The organism is Agromyces cavernae (genome assembly GCF_021044935.1).
Classification (GTDB): domain Bacteria; phylum Actinomycetota; class Actinomycetes; order Actinomycetales; family Microbacteriaceae; genus Agromyces; species Agromyces cavernae.
Genome location: NZ_JAJNMP010000002.1, coordinates 89,103 through 102,642, shown reverse-complemented (window position 1 = coordinate 102,642; position 13,540 = coordinate 89,103). Strand labels below are relative to the sequence as shown.

At 70.3% G+C, this 13,540-nt stretch carries 12 protein-coding genes; all 12 read right to left on the bottom strand.

Translation table 11 applies throughout. From position 1 onward, the window contains the following. Positions 1-99 precede the first annotated feature (99 nt). Positions 100-414 carry a YggT family protein gene (locus LQ757_RS06535; protein ID WP_231046426.1) on the bottom strand — a complete coding sequence of 105 codons (315 nt, stop codon included), beginning with the start codon at positions 412-414 and terminating at the stop codon, positions 100-102. A 5-nt stretch (positions 415-419) separates the two neighbouring features. Then, positions 420-905 (bottom strand): cell division protein SepF, encoded by a 486-nt coding sequence (locus LQ757_RS06530; RefSeq protein WP_231046425.1) that lies wholly within the window; start codon positions 903-905, stop codon positions 420-422. Positions 906-938: 33 nt separating this feature from the next. After that, positions 939-1,610 carry a YggS family pyridoxal phosphate-dependent enzyme gene (locus LQ757_RS06525; RefSeq protein ID WP_231046424.1) on the bottom strand — a complete coding sequence of 224 codons (672 nt, stop codon included), beginning with the start codon at positions 1,608-1,610 and terminating at the stop codon, positions 939-941. A 31-nt stretch (positions 1,611-1,641) separates the two neighbouring features. After that, a complete protein-coding gene (ftsZ, locus tag LQ757_RS06520; RefSeq protein WP_231046423.1) occupies positions 1,642-2,856 on the bottom strand; it encodes a cell division protein FtsZ in 1,215 nt (404 codons plus the stop codon). A 187-nt stretch (positions 2,857-3,043) separates the two neighbouring features. Next, complete coding sequence (locus LQ757_RS06515) at positions 3,044-3,925, bottom strand: cell division protein FtsQ/DivIB (protein ID WP_231046422.1); 882 nt, start codon at positions 3,923-3,925, stop codon at positions 3,044-3,046. Positions 3,926-4,121: 196 nt separating this feature from the next. Then, entirely contained in the window at positions 4,122-5,522 is a 1,401-nt protein-coding gene (gene murC, locus LQ757_RS06510; RefSeq protein ID WP_231046421.1) for a UDP-N-acetylmuramate--L-alanine ligase, read from the bottom strand. Between the two features lie 99 nt (positions 5,523-5,621). After that, positions 5,622-6,722 carry an undecaprenyldiphospho-muramoylpentapeptide beta-N-acetylglucosaminyltransferase gene (murG, locus tag LQ757_RS06505; RefSeq protein ID WP_231046420.1) on the bottom strand — a complete coding sequence of 367 codons (1,101 nt, stop codon included), beginning with the start codon at positions 6,720-6,722 and terminating at the stop codon, positions 5,622-5,624. Then, the gene (gene ftsW / locus LQ757_RS06500) at positions 6,719-7,984 is read right to left on the bottom strand and encodes a putative lipid II flippase FtsW (protein WP_231046419.1); all 1,266 of its coding nucleotides are present in this window, start codon (positions 7,982-7,984) and stop codon (positions 6,719-6,721) included. The genes murG and ftsW overlap by 4 nt, the downstream gene beginning before the upstream one ends. After that, entirely contained in the window at positions 7,944-9,485 is a 1,542-nt protein-coding gene (gene murD / locus LQ757_RS06495; RefSeq protein WP_231046418.1) for a UDP-N-acetylmuramoyl-L-alanine--D-glutamate ligase, read from the bottom strand. The genes ftsW and murD overlap by 41 nt, the downstream gene beginning before the upstream one ends. Further along, complete coding sequence (gene mraY / locus LQ757_RS06490) at positions 9,485-10,582, bottom strand: phospho-N-acetylmuramoyl-pentapeptide-transferase (RefSeq protein WP_231046417.1); 1,098 nt, start codon at positions 10,580-10,582, stop codon at positions 9,485-9,487. The genes murD and mraY overlap by 1 nt, the downstream gene beginning before the upstream one ends. Continuing rightward, positions 10,579-11,991, bottom strand: coding sequence for a UDP-N-acetylmuramoyl-tripeptide--D-alanyl-D-alanine ligase (locus tag LQ757_RS06485; protein ID WP_231047309.1), 1,413 nt, complete (start codon positions 11,989-11,991; stop codon positions 10,579-10,581). The genes mraY and LQ757_RS06485 overlap by 4 nt, the downstream gene beginning before the upstream one ends. Continuing rightward, a complete protein-coding gene (locus tag LQ757_RS06480) occupies positions 11,988-13,535 on the bottom strand; it encodes a Mur ligase family protein (RefSeq protein WP_231046416.1) in 1,548 nt (515 codons plus the stop codon). The genes LQ757_RS06485 and LQ757_RS06480 overlap by 4 nt, the downstream gene beginning before the upstream one ends. Between the last annotated feature and the right edge of the window lie 5 nt (positions 13,536-13,540).

The window sequence follows — 13,540 nt, the reverse complement described above, 5'->3', positions numbered from 1 at the left end:
TCTGTCGAACTGTTCGATCACGTTCTGCTAACGGTAGCAAAGACATCCTGAGAGACGTGAGAGCCGAGCGTCTCGGTCTGTCGCGATCCCAGCAGATCTTCACGCTGCGGCGGCTGCCGCGGCCAGCCATGACACGACGGTCATGGCGATGATGACGACGAGCATCGCGAGGCTCCACCCGAGATCGAGTGCAACCTGCCCGATGCGGATCGGCGGAACGAGCCGCCGGAAGAAGCGCACCGGCGGATCCGTGACACTGTAGACGGCCTCGACCACGACGAGCCAGAACCCTCGCGGCCGCCACGATCGATTGAACGTGCGCACGAGGTCGAGCACGAACCGCGCCCACATCACGAAGAAGTAGATGAGGAGCAGCGCGTAGAGGAGGTTCCAGACGATCAGCAGCGCGCCCACGGCGGCTACGCGTGCGTGAAGAACGACGCCTCGACGTCGCCCTCGGCGTCACCGGCCTCGCCGGAGACCACCACGTGCGCGGGTGACAACAGGAACACCTTGCTCGTCACCCGCTCGATCCTGCCGTGAAGCCCCTGCGAGAGCCCGCTGGCGAAGTCGATGAGCCGACGGGCGTCGCCGTCGGACATCTGCGAGAGGTTGATGATGACCGGGACGCCCTCGCGGAACGACTCGGCGATCACCTGCGCGTCACGGTATTGACGCGGGTGGACGGTCAGTATCTCGTTCATCTCCGCCTGCGGGGTGCTCGGTTGGACATGGTGCTTGCGCAACGGGGTCACCGCTGCACCGGTCTTGGGCGCGGGTGCCGGCGCGGCGTGCACGACGGGCGCAGGGGCGGGGGCCGGCGTACTCGCTTGCTGGTTCTCGGTCTCGAACTCCTCATCGGCGAGTCCGAGATAGACCATGGTCTTCTTGAGCGGGTTCGACATCGATGCCTCCGTCTGTGTTCCGTCTCTTCGAGGTTAACCGGCGACCGGCCGATTCCCGGTGATTGCGGTTCCGATCCGCAGGTGTGTCGCACCCTCCAGAATCGCATCACGAAAGTCGTGCGACATCCCCATGGACAACGAGGTCGCCGTCGGGTCGAGCGCCCGCACGCGCTCCGACAGCGCCCGCACCCGGGCGAATGAGGGTCGGGCCGGCTCGCCGAGCGGTGCGACCGCCATGAGGCCGAGCAGGTTGAGGCCGGGCGTCGCGAGCACGTGCTCGATGAGGGGTTCGAGGCCCTCGCTCGACACCCCGCCCCGACCGGGATCCTCGGTGAGGTTGACCTGCACGAAGCAGTCGACGGACGCCTCGTCGGAGCGCAGTGCGTCGACGAGCGCGGCACGGTCGACGGAGTGGATGGCCGTCGCGTATGCGCGCACCTGCCTCGCCTTCTTGCTCTGCAGCTGGCCGACGAAGTGCCAGCGAACACCGAGTCCCTCGAGTGCGGCGGCCTTCGCCTGCGCCTCCTGATGGCGGTTCTCGCCGATATCGAGCACGCCGAGCGCCGCCAGTTCTGCGACGAGCGACGGCGGATGGAACTTCGTCACGACGATCGTCGTGATCTCGGATGCCTCGCGCCCGGCTTCGGTCGCGGCTTCCGCGATGCTCGTACGCACGACGGCGAGACGGTCGGCGAGGTCGCTCATGAGCCTCGCCGCCCGTCGTGGCAGCGCCCGGTCACTTGAGGAAGTCGGGGATGTCGAGGTCGTCGCTGTCGTCGCCGAACGCGGGGTCGGAGACGATCTGGTCGGCCGTCGTGGTCTCGACCTCGCCCCAGTTCGCCGTCTCGACGAGTTCGTCGATATCGATCTCGCCCATGACGTCGGCGGCCGAGTCGCTGCCGAGCGCAGAGCCGCCCCCGAGCCCCGAGCCTGCGCCGACCGTCGCGCCGACCGCTGCGGGCACGAAGTTCGTACGCCGCGCCTCGACGGGCTTGGCATTCGGCTCGCCGCCGTCGAAGCCGGCCGCGATGACGGTGACTCGGACCTCGTCGCCGAGCGTGTCGTCGATGACGGCCCCGAAGATGATGTTCGCCTCGGGGTGCACCGCCTCTTGAACGAGACGTGCGGCATCGTTGATCTCGAAGATGCCGAGATTCGAGCCGCCCTGGATCGAGAGCAGCACGCCGTGTGCGCCGTCGATCGACGCCTCGAGCAGCGGACTGGCGACCGCGAGCTCCGCCGCCTTGATCGCACGGTCTGCCCCACGGGACGAGCCGATGCCCATGAGCGCCGATCCGGCGCCCTGCATGACCGACTTCACGTCGGCGAAGTCGAGGTTGATCAGGCCCGGCGTGGTGATGAGGTCGGTGATGCCCTGGACGCCGGCGAGGAGGACCTGGTCGGCGGTGGCGAACGCCTCGAGCATCGAGATGCCGCGGTCGCTGATCTCGAGCAGTCGGTCGTTCGGCACGACGATGAGGGTGTCGACCTCTTCCTTCAGGCGTGCGACGCCCTGCTCGGCCTGCGTCTGCCGACGCTTGCCCTCGAAGCCGAAGGGCTTCGTGACGACACCGATCGTGAGCGCGCCGATCGACTTCGCGATGCGCGCGACGACCGGGGCACCGCCGGTGCCGGTGCCGCCGCCCTCGCCGGCCGTGACGAAGACCATGTCGGCACCCGCGAGCGCCTCTTCGATCTCCTCTGCGTGGTCTTCGGCGGCGCGGCGGCCGACCTCGGGGTCGGCGCCCGCTCCGAGGCCGCGCGTGAGGTCGCGGCCGACGTCGAGCTTGACGTCGGCGTCGCTCATCAGCAGGGCCTGCGCGTCGGTGTTGATCGCGATGAACTCGACCCCGCGCAGGCCGAGTTCGATCATGCGGTTGACGGCGTTGACACCGCCGCCGCCGATCCCGACGACCTTGATGACCGCGAGGTAGTTCTGGTTTGTCGACATGACCGGCCTTCCGTGCGAACTCTGAACCCTGAACCTCTAGTCGAAGGTTAAAGTTTTGCTGAGTATGCAATTCCTGAATTCGACGGTAGGTGCCCGACCGCGCACTCCCCCGCAAGCCGCGCCCGCGTGTCGCGATCCGGCTCGCGAGAACGCCACCGGAGTCGACCCAGGTCGGCGATCGGGGCGATCAGTACGTCACTGCGCTCTCGGGTGACGACACGTCATAGCCCGACACCGAATCGGGCGGCGCGACGGCCATGAGCCGCGCGAGCACGACCGCCTTCACGGCCGACTCGCTCGCCCCGCCCCACACCACGGGCACGCCGCCGGCGAGCTCGAGGCGCACGTCGTCGGCCGTCTCGGCCGAGGCGCCGACGAGTTGCGCTCGCACCTCGGCCGGGAGGCTGCGCACGACCGCGGCGACCGCGCGGAACCCTTCGCTGCCGATGCCGCCCTCGACCGAGATGAGCGGCTGGCCCTCCGGCCGCTCGGCCGGCCGTTCGATGACGACACCGGCACCGTCGACGAGTTCGAGCCCGCCGTCGGCCTCGATGACGCCGACCGGAGTCCGCTCGACGATGCGCACGACGAGTGTTCCCGGCGGGATCGTCTCGGTCGAATAGGTCTCGATGAGCGAGAAGTCCGCGAGCGCATCATGCACGGCGTCGCGGGAGATCATCGGCAGGGGGGTGCCGAGCTCGTCGTCGAACGCCGCGACGATGTCGGCCGGCGGAATGCGCTGCGCGCCCTCGACGCGCACCTCGCTCAGTGCCATGAGCGGGGAGTATGCGCCCACGACGACGCCGATCGTGACGAGTGCGACCGCTCCCCCGGCCACCGACCACGCGACCCGGCGATGACGCGAGCGTTTCGTGAAGCGCCGCACCTCCTGACGTTCGTAGCGCCGTCGCTCACGCGCGGCCGCGGAGAGGGCCCGCCTCGCGGTGCGCGAGTCGTCCGGGATTCCGACGACATCGGACTCGGCGGCACCCTCCCGGGACGATCCGCCAGCGGCCGGCTCGCCCGCGGTGCGCCGCAATGGACCGAGGTCGATGGGTTCGGTCGTCACGCGATCGGGATCGGCCGCACGTTCGCGACCGCGCGCAGTGCGGGCCCCGGCCCGCGTCGGGGCCGCCGTCGACGCGGCAGGTGCGGACGGGACATCCGATCGCTTCGCCGACGGCGCCGAGGAACCCGAACCGGCGCCCTGCGGACGTGCCGCGGGGCGGTCGAATCCCTGCGGCCGCTTCACCGGCGGCCCGCCGTCATCCGCGCTCCTGCTCGAGCGACTGGAGCAGCTGCGGCACGATGCGGTACACGTCGCCGCAGCCGAGCGTGATCACGAAGTCGCCCTCGCGAGCGATCTTCGCGGTGAGGTCGGCGGCCTGCTGCCAGTCGGGCACGAACGCGACGTGCGACTTGTCGGTGAACCGCTCGCTGACGAGTGCGCCGGTCACGCCGGGCACCGGATCTTCGCGGGCGCCGTACACGTCGAGGACCACCGTCTCGTCGGCGTACTGCTCGAGCACATCGGCGAACTCCTGCGCGAACGCCTGGGTGCGGCTGTACGTGTGCGGCTGGTGGACGGCGATGATGCGGCCCGCGCCGACGACGGTGCGCGCCGCGGCCAGTGCGGCTGCGACCTCGGTCGGGTGGTGCGCGTAATCGTCGTAGACGCTCACGCCGCCGACCGTGCCGTGCAGTTCGAAGCGTCGGCCCGTGCCTGCGAAACGGGCGATGCCGGCGAGGGATGCCGCGGGGTCGAAGCCGAGACCGACGAGCACCGCGAACGCGCCCGCGGCATTGATGGCGTTGTGCCGCCCCGGGATCCGCAACGTCGCCCGGTGAACGGCCCCCTCGTACGAGACGGCGAACGAGACCGGGCCGTCGGTCCGGATGTCGTGGACCCGCACCGTGGCATCGGCCGCCTCACCGAACGTCACGACGTGCTCGTGCGCGAGTCGCTCGGTGACCCGCTTCGCTCCCGCGTCGTCGGAGGAGATCACCACGAGTTCGCTCGCGCGATCGGCGAAGTCGACGAACGCCTGTTCGAACGAGTCGCGCGAGCCGTAGTGGTCGAGGTGGTCGGGGTCGACGTTCGTGATGAGCGCCACCGCGGTGTCGTAGAGCAGGAAGGAGCCGTCGGACTCGTCGGCCTCGACGACGAACAGGTCGTCGGAGCCGGCCGCCGACGAGACGCCCAGCTCGTCGATGACGCCGCCGTTGACGAAGCTCGGGTCGGCGCCGAGCGCGAGCAGGCCGGTGATGATCATGCCGGTCGACGTGGTCTTCCCGTGCGCGCCCGCGACGGACACGAGCCGCTGCCCCGAGATGAGCCAGGCGAGCGCCTGCGAGCGGTGCAGCACCGGCAGCCCCCGCTCGAGGGCGAGCTGGTACTCGGGGTTGTCCTGCCAGAGCGCACCGGTCACGACGACCGCCTCGGCATCTCCGACGTTCGCGGCATCGTGGCCGATCGCGACCTCGGCGCCGAGCGCGCGCAGGGCCGTGATGTTCGCGGAGTCGCGCACGTCGGAGCCGGTGACCCGATGCCCCGCGTCGATGAAGAGCCGCGCGATGCCGCTCATGCCCGAGCCGCCGATGCCGACGAAGTGCACGGCGCCGAGCTCGGCGGGGATCTGGGCGGTGAGGTCGGGCTTGATGGTCACTGGAGCGTTCTTCCTCGGGTGCGGTCGCTGCGGGGGTCGGGTGGCCGGTGGGCCGATTCGTCGATCCGGCGGATGCCGCGACATCCGCTCACTCCAACGTTACGCGCTGCTCGACGTGCGGCCGGCTGCCCCGCCGAGCGCGGCGTCGACGAGCGCCACCATGCGGTCGGTGCCGTCGAGCATGCCGGCGGATGTCGCGGCGCGCGCCATGCGGTCGACGCGTGCAGCGTCGGCCAGGAGCGGGACCAGCTCGTCGCGCACCCACGCGGGCAGGAACCGCGCATCGTCGACCAGGATGCCTCCCCCGGCTCCGACCACACCCGCGGCGTTGAACCGCTGCTCGCCGTTGCCGACGGGATACGGCACGTAGACGGCGGGAATGCCGAGGGCCGCGAGCTCGCTGACGGTCGCGGCGCCGGCGCGCGACACCGCGAAGTCGGCGATCGCGAGTGCGAGATCCATGCGGTCGGCGTACTCGACCATGCGGTAATCGGCGATGCCGGGGTCGGTCACCTCGGACTTCGCACCGGTGATGTGCAGCACCTGCCATCCGGCCGCGGTCAGCATGTCGGCGCTGTCGACCATCGTGCGGTTGATGCGGCGTGCGCCGAGCGATCCGCCGGTCGCGAGCAGCACAGGGCGTGCGGGGTCGAGGCCGAAGAACGCCGCGGCCTCGTCGCGGAGGGCGCCGCGATCGAGCTGCTCGATCTCGCGACGCAGCGGCATGCCGACGACGGTGGCGTGCGGCAACGGCGTTCCCTCGAAGGCGACGCCGACGGCACCTGCCGTGCGGGCGCCGAGCCGGTTCGCGAGCCCGGGCTTCGCATTCGCCTCGTGGATCGCGACCGGGATCCCCGCCCGGCGGGCCGCGAGGTAGGCCGGCGTCGACACGTACCCGCCGAAGCCGACGACGACGTCGACGTCGCGCTCGTCGATGATGCGTCGCACGTCGGCGATCGACGTCCGGAATCGCGACGGGAAGGCCACGGCCGCACGGTTCGGCCGACGCGGGAACGGCACCTTCGCGATCGTGAGCAGTTCGTACCCGCGCGCCGGGACGAGCCGGGCTTCGAGCCCCTCGGCGGTGCCCAGCACGAGCACGTCGGCGTCGGGGTCGCGTTCACGCAGCCGGTCGGCGACGGCGAGCAGGGGGTTCACGTGGCCGGCGGTGCCACCGCCGGCGAGCAGGTAGACGGTCATCGCGCTGCGCGTCCCGCCTTGGCCGCCTTGCGCGCGGCCACCCGGGCCGCGGCGCGCGCCGGCGCGCCTGGGTCGCGCGCGACCGAGAGCACGATGCCGATCGCGAGCAACGTCGTGAGCAGCGCCGTGCCGCCGGCGGAGACGAGCGGCAGCGGAACGCCGAGGATGGGGAACACACCGAGCACGACACCGATATTGACACACGCCTGCCCGATGACCCACACGAGCACCGCCGCGGTCGCCGCCTTCGCGAACGGCGTGCGCGCCGAGCGCAGCACCCGCACGAAGGCGACCGCGAGCAGCGCGAACAGTCCGATCACGACGACCGCGCCGATGAGGCCGAGCTCCTCGCCGATGATCGCGAAGATGAAGTCGTTGTCGGCCGCCGGCAGCCACGACCACTTGGCCGCCGAGTTGCCGAGGCCCACCCCGAACACCCCGCCGTTCGCGAGGGCGTAGGTGCCGTGCTGGATCTGCCAACAGGTGTTGATCGCGTCGCCCGTGCCCCCGACCTCGCAGTCCGCGTCGAGGAACGACATGATGCGGCGCATTCGGTTCTCGCTCGAGGCCGCGACGACGGCGAACACGGCGGCGGCGGCGATGATCGGCAACAGCAGCAGTCGCAACCGGACGCCGATGAGGAAGAGCGCGCCGAGCAGCATTCCGCCCATGACCATGACGGTGCCGAGGTCGCCGCCGAGGAGCACCAGGCCGATCGCCCCTCCGCCGACGAGCACGATCGGGAGGATCCCCTTCGTGAAGTCGCCGAGGTACTCCTGCTTCTTCGTGACGATGAGCCCGAGCCACATGACGAGCGCGACCTTGATGAACTCCGACGGCTGGAACTGGATCGGCCCGATCGCGAGCCAGTTCGTGTTGCCGCCGACCTCGATGCCGAGCGGCGTCGCGACGACGAGCAGCTGCAGCGCGCACGAGGCGAGCAGCACGGGCCACGCGATGCGCATCCAGAACCGCTCCGGCATGCGGCTCGCGAGCAGCATCGCAGGAATTCCCACGACCGCGAAGACGGCCTGCCTGATCGCCTGGTCGAGGAATCCGCCGTCGGCGATGTAGGACTCGACGAGCGACGACGACAGCACCATGACGAGTCCGAAGACCACGAGGAAGAGCGTCGTGCCGAGCAGTAGGAAGTAGTCGGCCGACTCGACCCGGAAGACTCGGCCCAGTCGGATGCGGGCGGCCGAGATGCCCGAGGCGGACTCAGGCTTGGCCGGTCGGGTCGTGCGGGGCGGAGTCGCCATCCGCCTCACCTCCCAGCATCGATCTGACCGCTTCGTGGAACCGCCTGCCGCGATCGCCGTAGTCGGCGAACTGGTCCATCGACGCCGCCGCGGGCGCGAGGAGCACGGTGTCGCCGTCTTCGGCGACCGCCGCCGCCAGTGCGACCGCGTCGGGCATCACCTGATCAGTGTCGGCCGCGACGACCTCGAACACGGGCAGTTCGGGCGCGTGTCGGCCGAACGCCGCGACGAGTGCGGCTCGATCGACCCCGATCACGATCGCCGCGCGAAGCCGTGCGACGTGCGCCGCGACGAGCGAGTCGACGTCGACGCCCTTCAGCAGGCCGCCGACGATCCACACGACCTTGCCGAATGCAGCGAGCGACGCCTGTGCGGCGTGCGGGTTCGTCGCCTTCGAGTCGTCGATCCAGCGGATGCCCCCGGCAAGGGCCACCGTCTCGATGCGGTGTGCGTCGAGACGGAACTCGCCGAGCGCATCGTGGATGACCGCGACGGGAACCCCGAACGAGCGCGCGAGCGCCGACGCGGCGAGAATGTTCGCGACGACGTGCGGCGCGGTGAGGCCGCGCGGTTCGAGCTCGTCGAGCGTCGTGATCTCGAGGGCCGAGGTGCGGCGGTCGTCGAGGAAGGCACGATCGCAGAGGATGCCGTCGACGACGCCGAAATCGCTCGGCCCCGGGACATCCAGCCCGAATCCGATCGCGCGGGCGCCCTCCTCGACCTCGGCGTCCTCGACCATGCGGCGCGTCGCTTCGTCTCCGCGGTTGTAGACGCACGCGATCTTCGTGTTCTCGTAGACGGTCGCCTTCGCCGCCCTGTACGCGTCGAACGACCCGTGCCAGTCGAGGTGGTCGTCGGCGACGTTCAGCACGACGCTCGACCACGGGTGCAGCGCTCCCGGCCCGGTCTTCGGCAGGTGGTGCAGCTGGTAGCTCGAGAGCTCGACGACGAGCACGTCGAAGCCGCTCGGGTCGCGTACTGCGTCGAGCACGGGAACGCCGATGTTGCCGCACGGCGCGGCCCGCAACCCGTTGGCGGCGAGGAACGTGGCCGTCATCTGCACCGTCGTGGTCTTGCCGTTCGTGCCCGTGACGAGGATCCACTCGGCGGTGTTCACCTTGTCGCGCACGCGCCAGGCGAGTTCGATGTCGCCCCAGACGGCGACGTCGGCACCGCCGGCCCACTCGAGGACCGGGTGGTCGGGATGGAACCCGGGCGACACGATGATCACCTCTGGTGCGAACGCCGCGAGCTCGGCGGGCACGTCGCCGAGCGGATGCCGCAGCAGGCGCGCCCCGATGACCTCGAGGATCCTCGCCCGGTCGTCGTCGACCTCGGGCGCGATGACGAGCACGTCGGCACCGAGCTCGGTGAGCGTGTCGGCGGCCGCGAACCCGGTGACGCCGACCCCGAGCACCGCGACCCTGAGCCCGGCCCAGTCGGCGTTCCAGCTGGTCAGGGCGTCGAGCCTCGCCGCACTCGAAGCGTGGGCTTCGCCCATCAGCGCTGCAGCCATTCGAAGTAGAACGCGCCCACGCCGGCGGCGACGAACAGGCCGCCGATGATCCAGAACCGCACGACGATCGTGACCTCGGCCCAGCCCTTCAGCTCGAAGTGATGGTGGATCGGACTCATGAGGAAGATCCGCTTGCCTCGAGTGAGCTTGAAGTACGCGCGCTGCACGATGACCGAGCCGGTCTCCATGACGAAGAGGCCGCCGATGATGATGACCAGCAGCTCGGTGTGGCTGACGATCGCGAGGGCGGCGAGGGCACCGCCGAGGGCGAGCGAACCGGTGTCGCCCATGTAGATCTTCGCCGGGTTCGTGTTCCACCAGAGGAATCCGATGAGGCCGCCGACGATCGCCGTCGCGACGATCGCGATGTCGAGGGGGTCGCGCACGTCGTATGCGCGATAGGCGTCGCTCGGATTCAGGTTCGGGCTGAAGAGGGACTGGTTGAACTGCCAGAAGCCGATGATGACGAACGACCCGATCGCGAGGATCGAAGCGCCGCCCGCGAGGCCGTCGAGCCCGTCTGTGACGTTGACGCCGTTCGATGCGGCGACGGTGATCAGGCAGATCCAGACGACGTAGAGGACGATGCCGACGACCGTGCCGAACACCATGAAGTCGAGCGGCAGGTCACGGATGAACGAGATCTTCGTGTTCGCCGGCGTGATGCCCATCTCGTTCGGGAACTGCAGTGCCAGCAGCGCGAATCCCGCGGCGATGACCACCTGCCCGAGCACCTTCGCCCAGCCGCCGAGTCCGAGGCTCTGCCGCTTGCGGGTCTTCAGGAAGTCGTCGAGGAAGCCGACGAGGCCGAGTCCCACCATCATGCCGAGCACGAGCAGGCCCGACGCGGTCGGACGCTCGCTCGAGAAGAGCAGGGTCGCCCCGAAGTAGCCGAAGAGCGCACCGAGGATGAAGATGATGCCGCCCATGGTGGGCGTGCCGCGCTTGACGTGGTGGCTCTGCGGCCCGTCGTCGCGGATGAACTGACCCCAGCCGAGCCGTGTGAACAGCCGGATGAAGAGCGGGGTCAGGAACAGCGTGAAAGCGAGCGACAACGCCCCGGCGGTCAACAGTGCTCTCACGCGAACCATTCTCCCAGTCGATCGCCGAGCAGACGCAGACCCGCCGCGTTCGACGATTTCACCAACACCGTGTCGCCCGGGCGCACGGAGGACACGACGAGGTCGAAGGCCTCGTCGGCAGTCTCGACGTAGGCCGACTCGCCGGCCCACGATCCTTCGTTGATCGCCGTGATGTGCAGGCGCCTCGCGCCCTGGCCCACGACGACGAGCTGCGAGATGCCGAGCCGCACCGCGAGGAGGCCGATGCGATCGTGCTCCTCCCCCGAGAACTCGCCGAGCTCGCTCATCTCGCCGAGCACGGCGATCGTGCGCGTTCCCGGCTCCTTGACCTGCGCGAGCGTCTTCAGCGCCGCCGACATCGAGTCGGGGCTCGCATTGTAGGCGTCGTTGATGATCGTGATGTCGTCGCGGCCGCCCATGAGCTGCATGCGCCAGCGTTCGGCGAGGGTCACCTGCTGGAGCGCGTCGACGATGTCGGCGAGCGGCACCCCGAGTTGGAGCGCAGCGGCAGTCGCGGCGAGGGCGTTCATGACGTGGTGCTCGCCGAGCACCCCGAAACGCACACGAGCGGATGCCTCATCGGGGGCCGTGATCGTGAACTCGGTGCCGCGTGCGTGCACGACGAGGTCGGTCGCACGCACATCGGCCCGTTCGCCGAGGCCGAACCAGACCACGCGCGCGGCGGTGCGGTCGGCCATCGACGCGACCCGCGGGTCGTCGACGTTGAGGACCGCGACCTCGTCGGCCGCCAGCCCGGTCACCATTTCTGACTTCGCGAGCACGGTTCGCTCGATGCCGCCGAACTCACCGGCGTGGGCGAGCCCGACCTTCAGCACGATGCCGATGTCGGGGTGCGCCATGCGCACGAGACGCGCGATCTCCCCGACCGCCGAGGCTCCCATCTCGGCGACGAGGAACTCGGTGTCGTCGGTGAGCTCGAGCGCGGTGATCGGCCCGCCGACCTCGTTGTTGAAGGATTTGCGCGACGCGACCGTGTCGCCGTGCCCCTGCAGGATCGCGCGCAGCAGGTTCTTCGTGGTGGTCTTGCCGTTCGAGCCCGTGACACCCACGACCTTGAGCCGACCGCGCGCGCGAACCCGGCGCACGACCTCGGTCGCGAGTGCGCCGAGCGCGTCGACCGAGTCGGCGACGACGACCTGGGGCACGGCGAGGTCGAGCGGGTGCTCGACGACGAGCAGCGCAGCGCCCTGCTCGGCGGCTGCCGGTGCGAAGCGGTGCCCATCGTCGAACTCCCCGCGCTTGGCGAAGAACACGTCCCCGGAGCCGATCTCACGGGAGTCGGTCGTGACCGCGCCCGAGACGACGGTCTGGGGCGAGGCATCCGTCTCGTCGAGATGCAGCGTGCCGCCGGTCGCCGACGCGACCTCGGCCAGGGTGAGCGCGATCACTCGAGCCACCCCGCATCGCGGAGCGCCTGCTTCGAATCTTCGCGCGCCGAATAGGGCAGCTTCACGCCGCGCACCTCGTGGTAGTCCTCATGGCCGGGGCCGGCATACAGGATCGCATCTCCTTCGTCGGCGAGGGCGAGCGCGGCGCGGAACGCCTCGCGGGGGTCGGCGATCTCGTGGATCTCACGGTCGGGCACCGCGGCTCGGGCACCCTCGATCAGCGCCGCGCGGATCGCGGCCGGGTCTTCGAATCGCGGATGGAAGTCGGTGACGACGACCACGTCGGCACCGCGGGCCGCGATGGCACCCATCTCGGCTCGCTTCGTGGTGTCGCGGTCGCCGTCGGCGCCGAAGACCATGATCACGCGACCCGTCGTGAACCGGCGGATCGCCGCGAGGGTCTGCAGGAACGCGTCGGGGCTGTGGCCGTAGTCGATGTACACGATCGGCCCCCGCTCGCCCGAGATGCGCTCGGCGCGGCCCGGGATGTACGCATCGATGCCGCCGTCGCGCTCGAGCACCTCGGCGACGCGGGCGAACTCGTAGCCCGCGTCGACGAGCATGACGATCGCGAGCGCCGCGTTCGCCGCCATGTACCAGCCGAGCAGAGGAACACGCGTCTCGAGCCGACGGCCGTCGGCGCCCTCGAGCACGAACGACGTGTACGCCGCCTCTTCGTCGAGCACGGTGAGACGCCAGTCGGCCGCGACGTCGGCACGGGTCGTCAGCGTCGTCACCGGGATGCCGGCCTCGATCGCGAGCCGCTCTCCCCACGCCGAGTCGACCGTGACGACGCCGCGGCGCGCGCGCCCGGGCCGGAACAGCTCGAGCTTGGCTTCGAAGTACTCCTCGAGCGTCGCGTAGTCGTCGAGGTGGTCGTGGCTGAGATTCGTGAAGCCCGCGATGTCGAACACGAGGCCGTCGACGCGGTGGCGCGACAGCGCCTGGGCGGAGACCTCGATGCCGACGGCGCGCACGTCGACCTCGCGCATGCGGGCGAGGAGCGCGTGCAGCTCGCTCGCCTCTGGCGTGGTCAATGAGCTCGTGACCGCCTCGTCGCCGATCCGGCGCTCGGCGGTCGACGTGAGCCCGGCCACCACGCCGAGTTGGCGCAGGATGCCGTAGAGCAGGTACACGACGCTCGTCTTGCCGTTCGTGCCGGTGACGGCGAACAGCGTCGCAGGGTTGTCGGCAGTGCGGTGGATCCACGCGGCGACGTCGCCGAGCGCGGCCCGAGCGTCGTCCGCCACGAGGATCGGCAGTCCGACGTCGGCGGCGAGCACGGCGCCGGCCTCATCGGTCAGCAGCGCCACGGCGCCGGCCTCACGGGCGGCGGCGGCGAACTGAGCGCCGTGGACGTTCCGGCCGGGGACGCCGACGTAGAGATCGCCGGGGCGCGCCGCAGAGGACGAGAGGCCGACGCCCGTCACTTCGAGGTCGCCGAGCTCGCCGCGCACGTCGAACCCGAACTCATCGGCGAGGCCGCGGAGCGATCGGGGGCTCGGGTGCTGCGGCCGGAGGGCCGTTGGAGGCGATCCGGTCACGAACC

Coding starts and splice junctions, on each gene's coding strand:
- LQ757_RS06530 (WP_231046425.1), bottom strand. CDS start 905: ATGTCGAACCCGCTCAAGAAGACCATGGTCTATCTCGGACTCGCCGAT.
- LQ757_RS06525 (WP_231046424.1), bottom strand. CDS start 1,610: ATGAGCGACCTCGCCGACCGTCTCGCCGTCGTGCGTACGAGCATCGCG.
- ftsZ (WP_231046423.1), bottom strand. CDS start 2,856: ATGTCGACAAACCAGAACTACCTCGCGGTCATCAAGGTCGTCGGGATC.
- murG (WP_231046420.1), bottom strand. CDS start 6,722: ATGACCGTCTACCTGCTCGCCGGCGGTGGCACCGCCGGCCACGTGAAC.
- ftsW (WP_231046419.1), bottom strand. CDS start 7,984: ATGGCGACTCCGCCCCGCACGACCCGACCGGCCAAGCCTGAGTCCGCC.
- murD (WP_231046418.1), bottom strand. CDS start 9,485: ATGGGCGAAGCCCACGCTTCGAGTGCGGCGAGGCTCGACGCCCTGACC.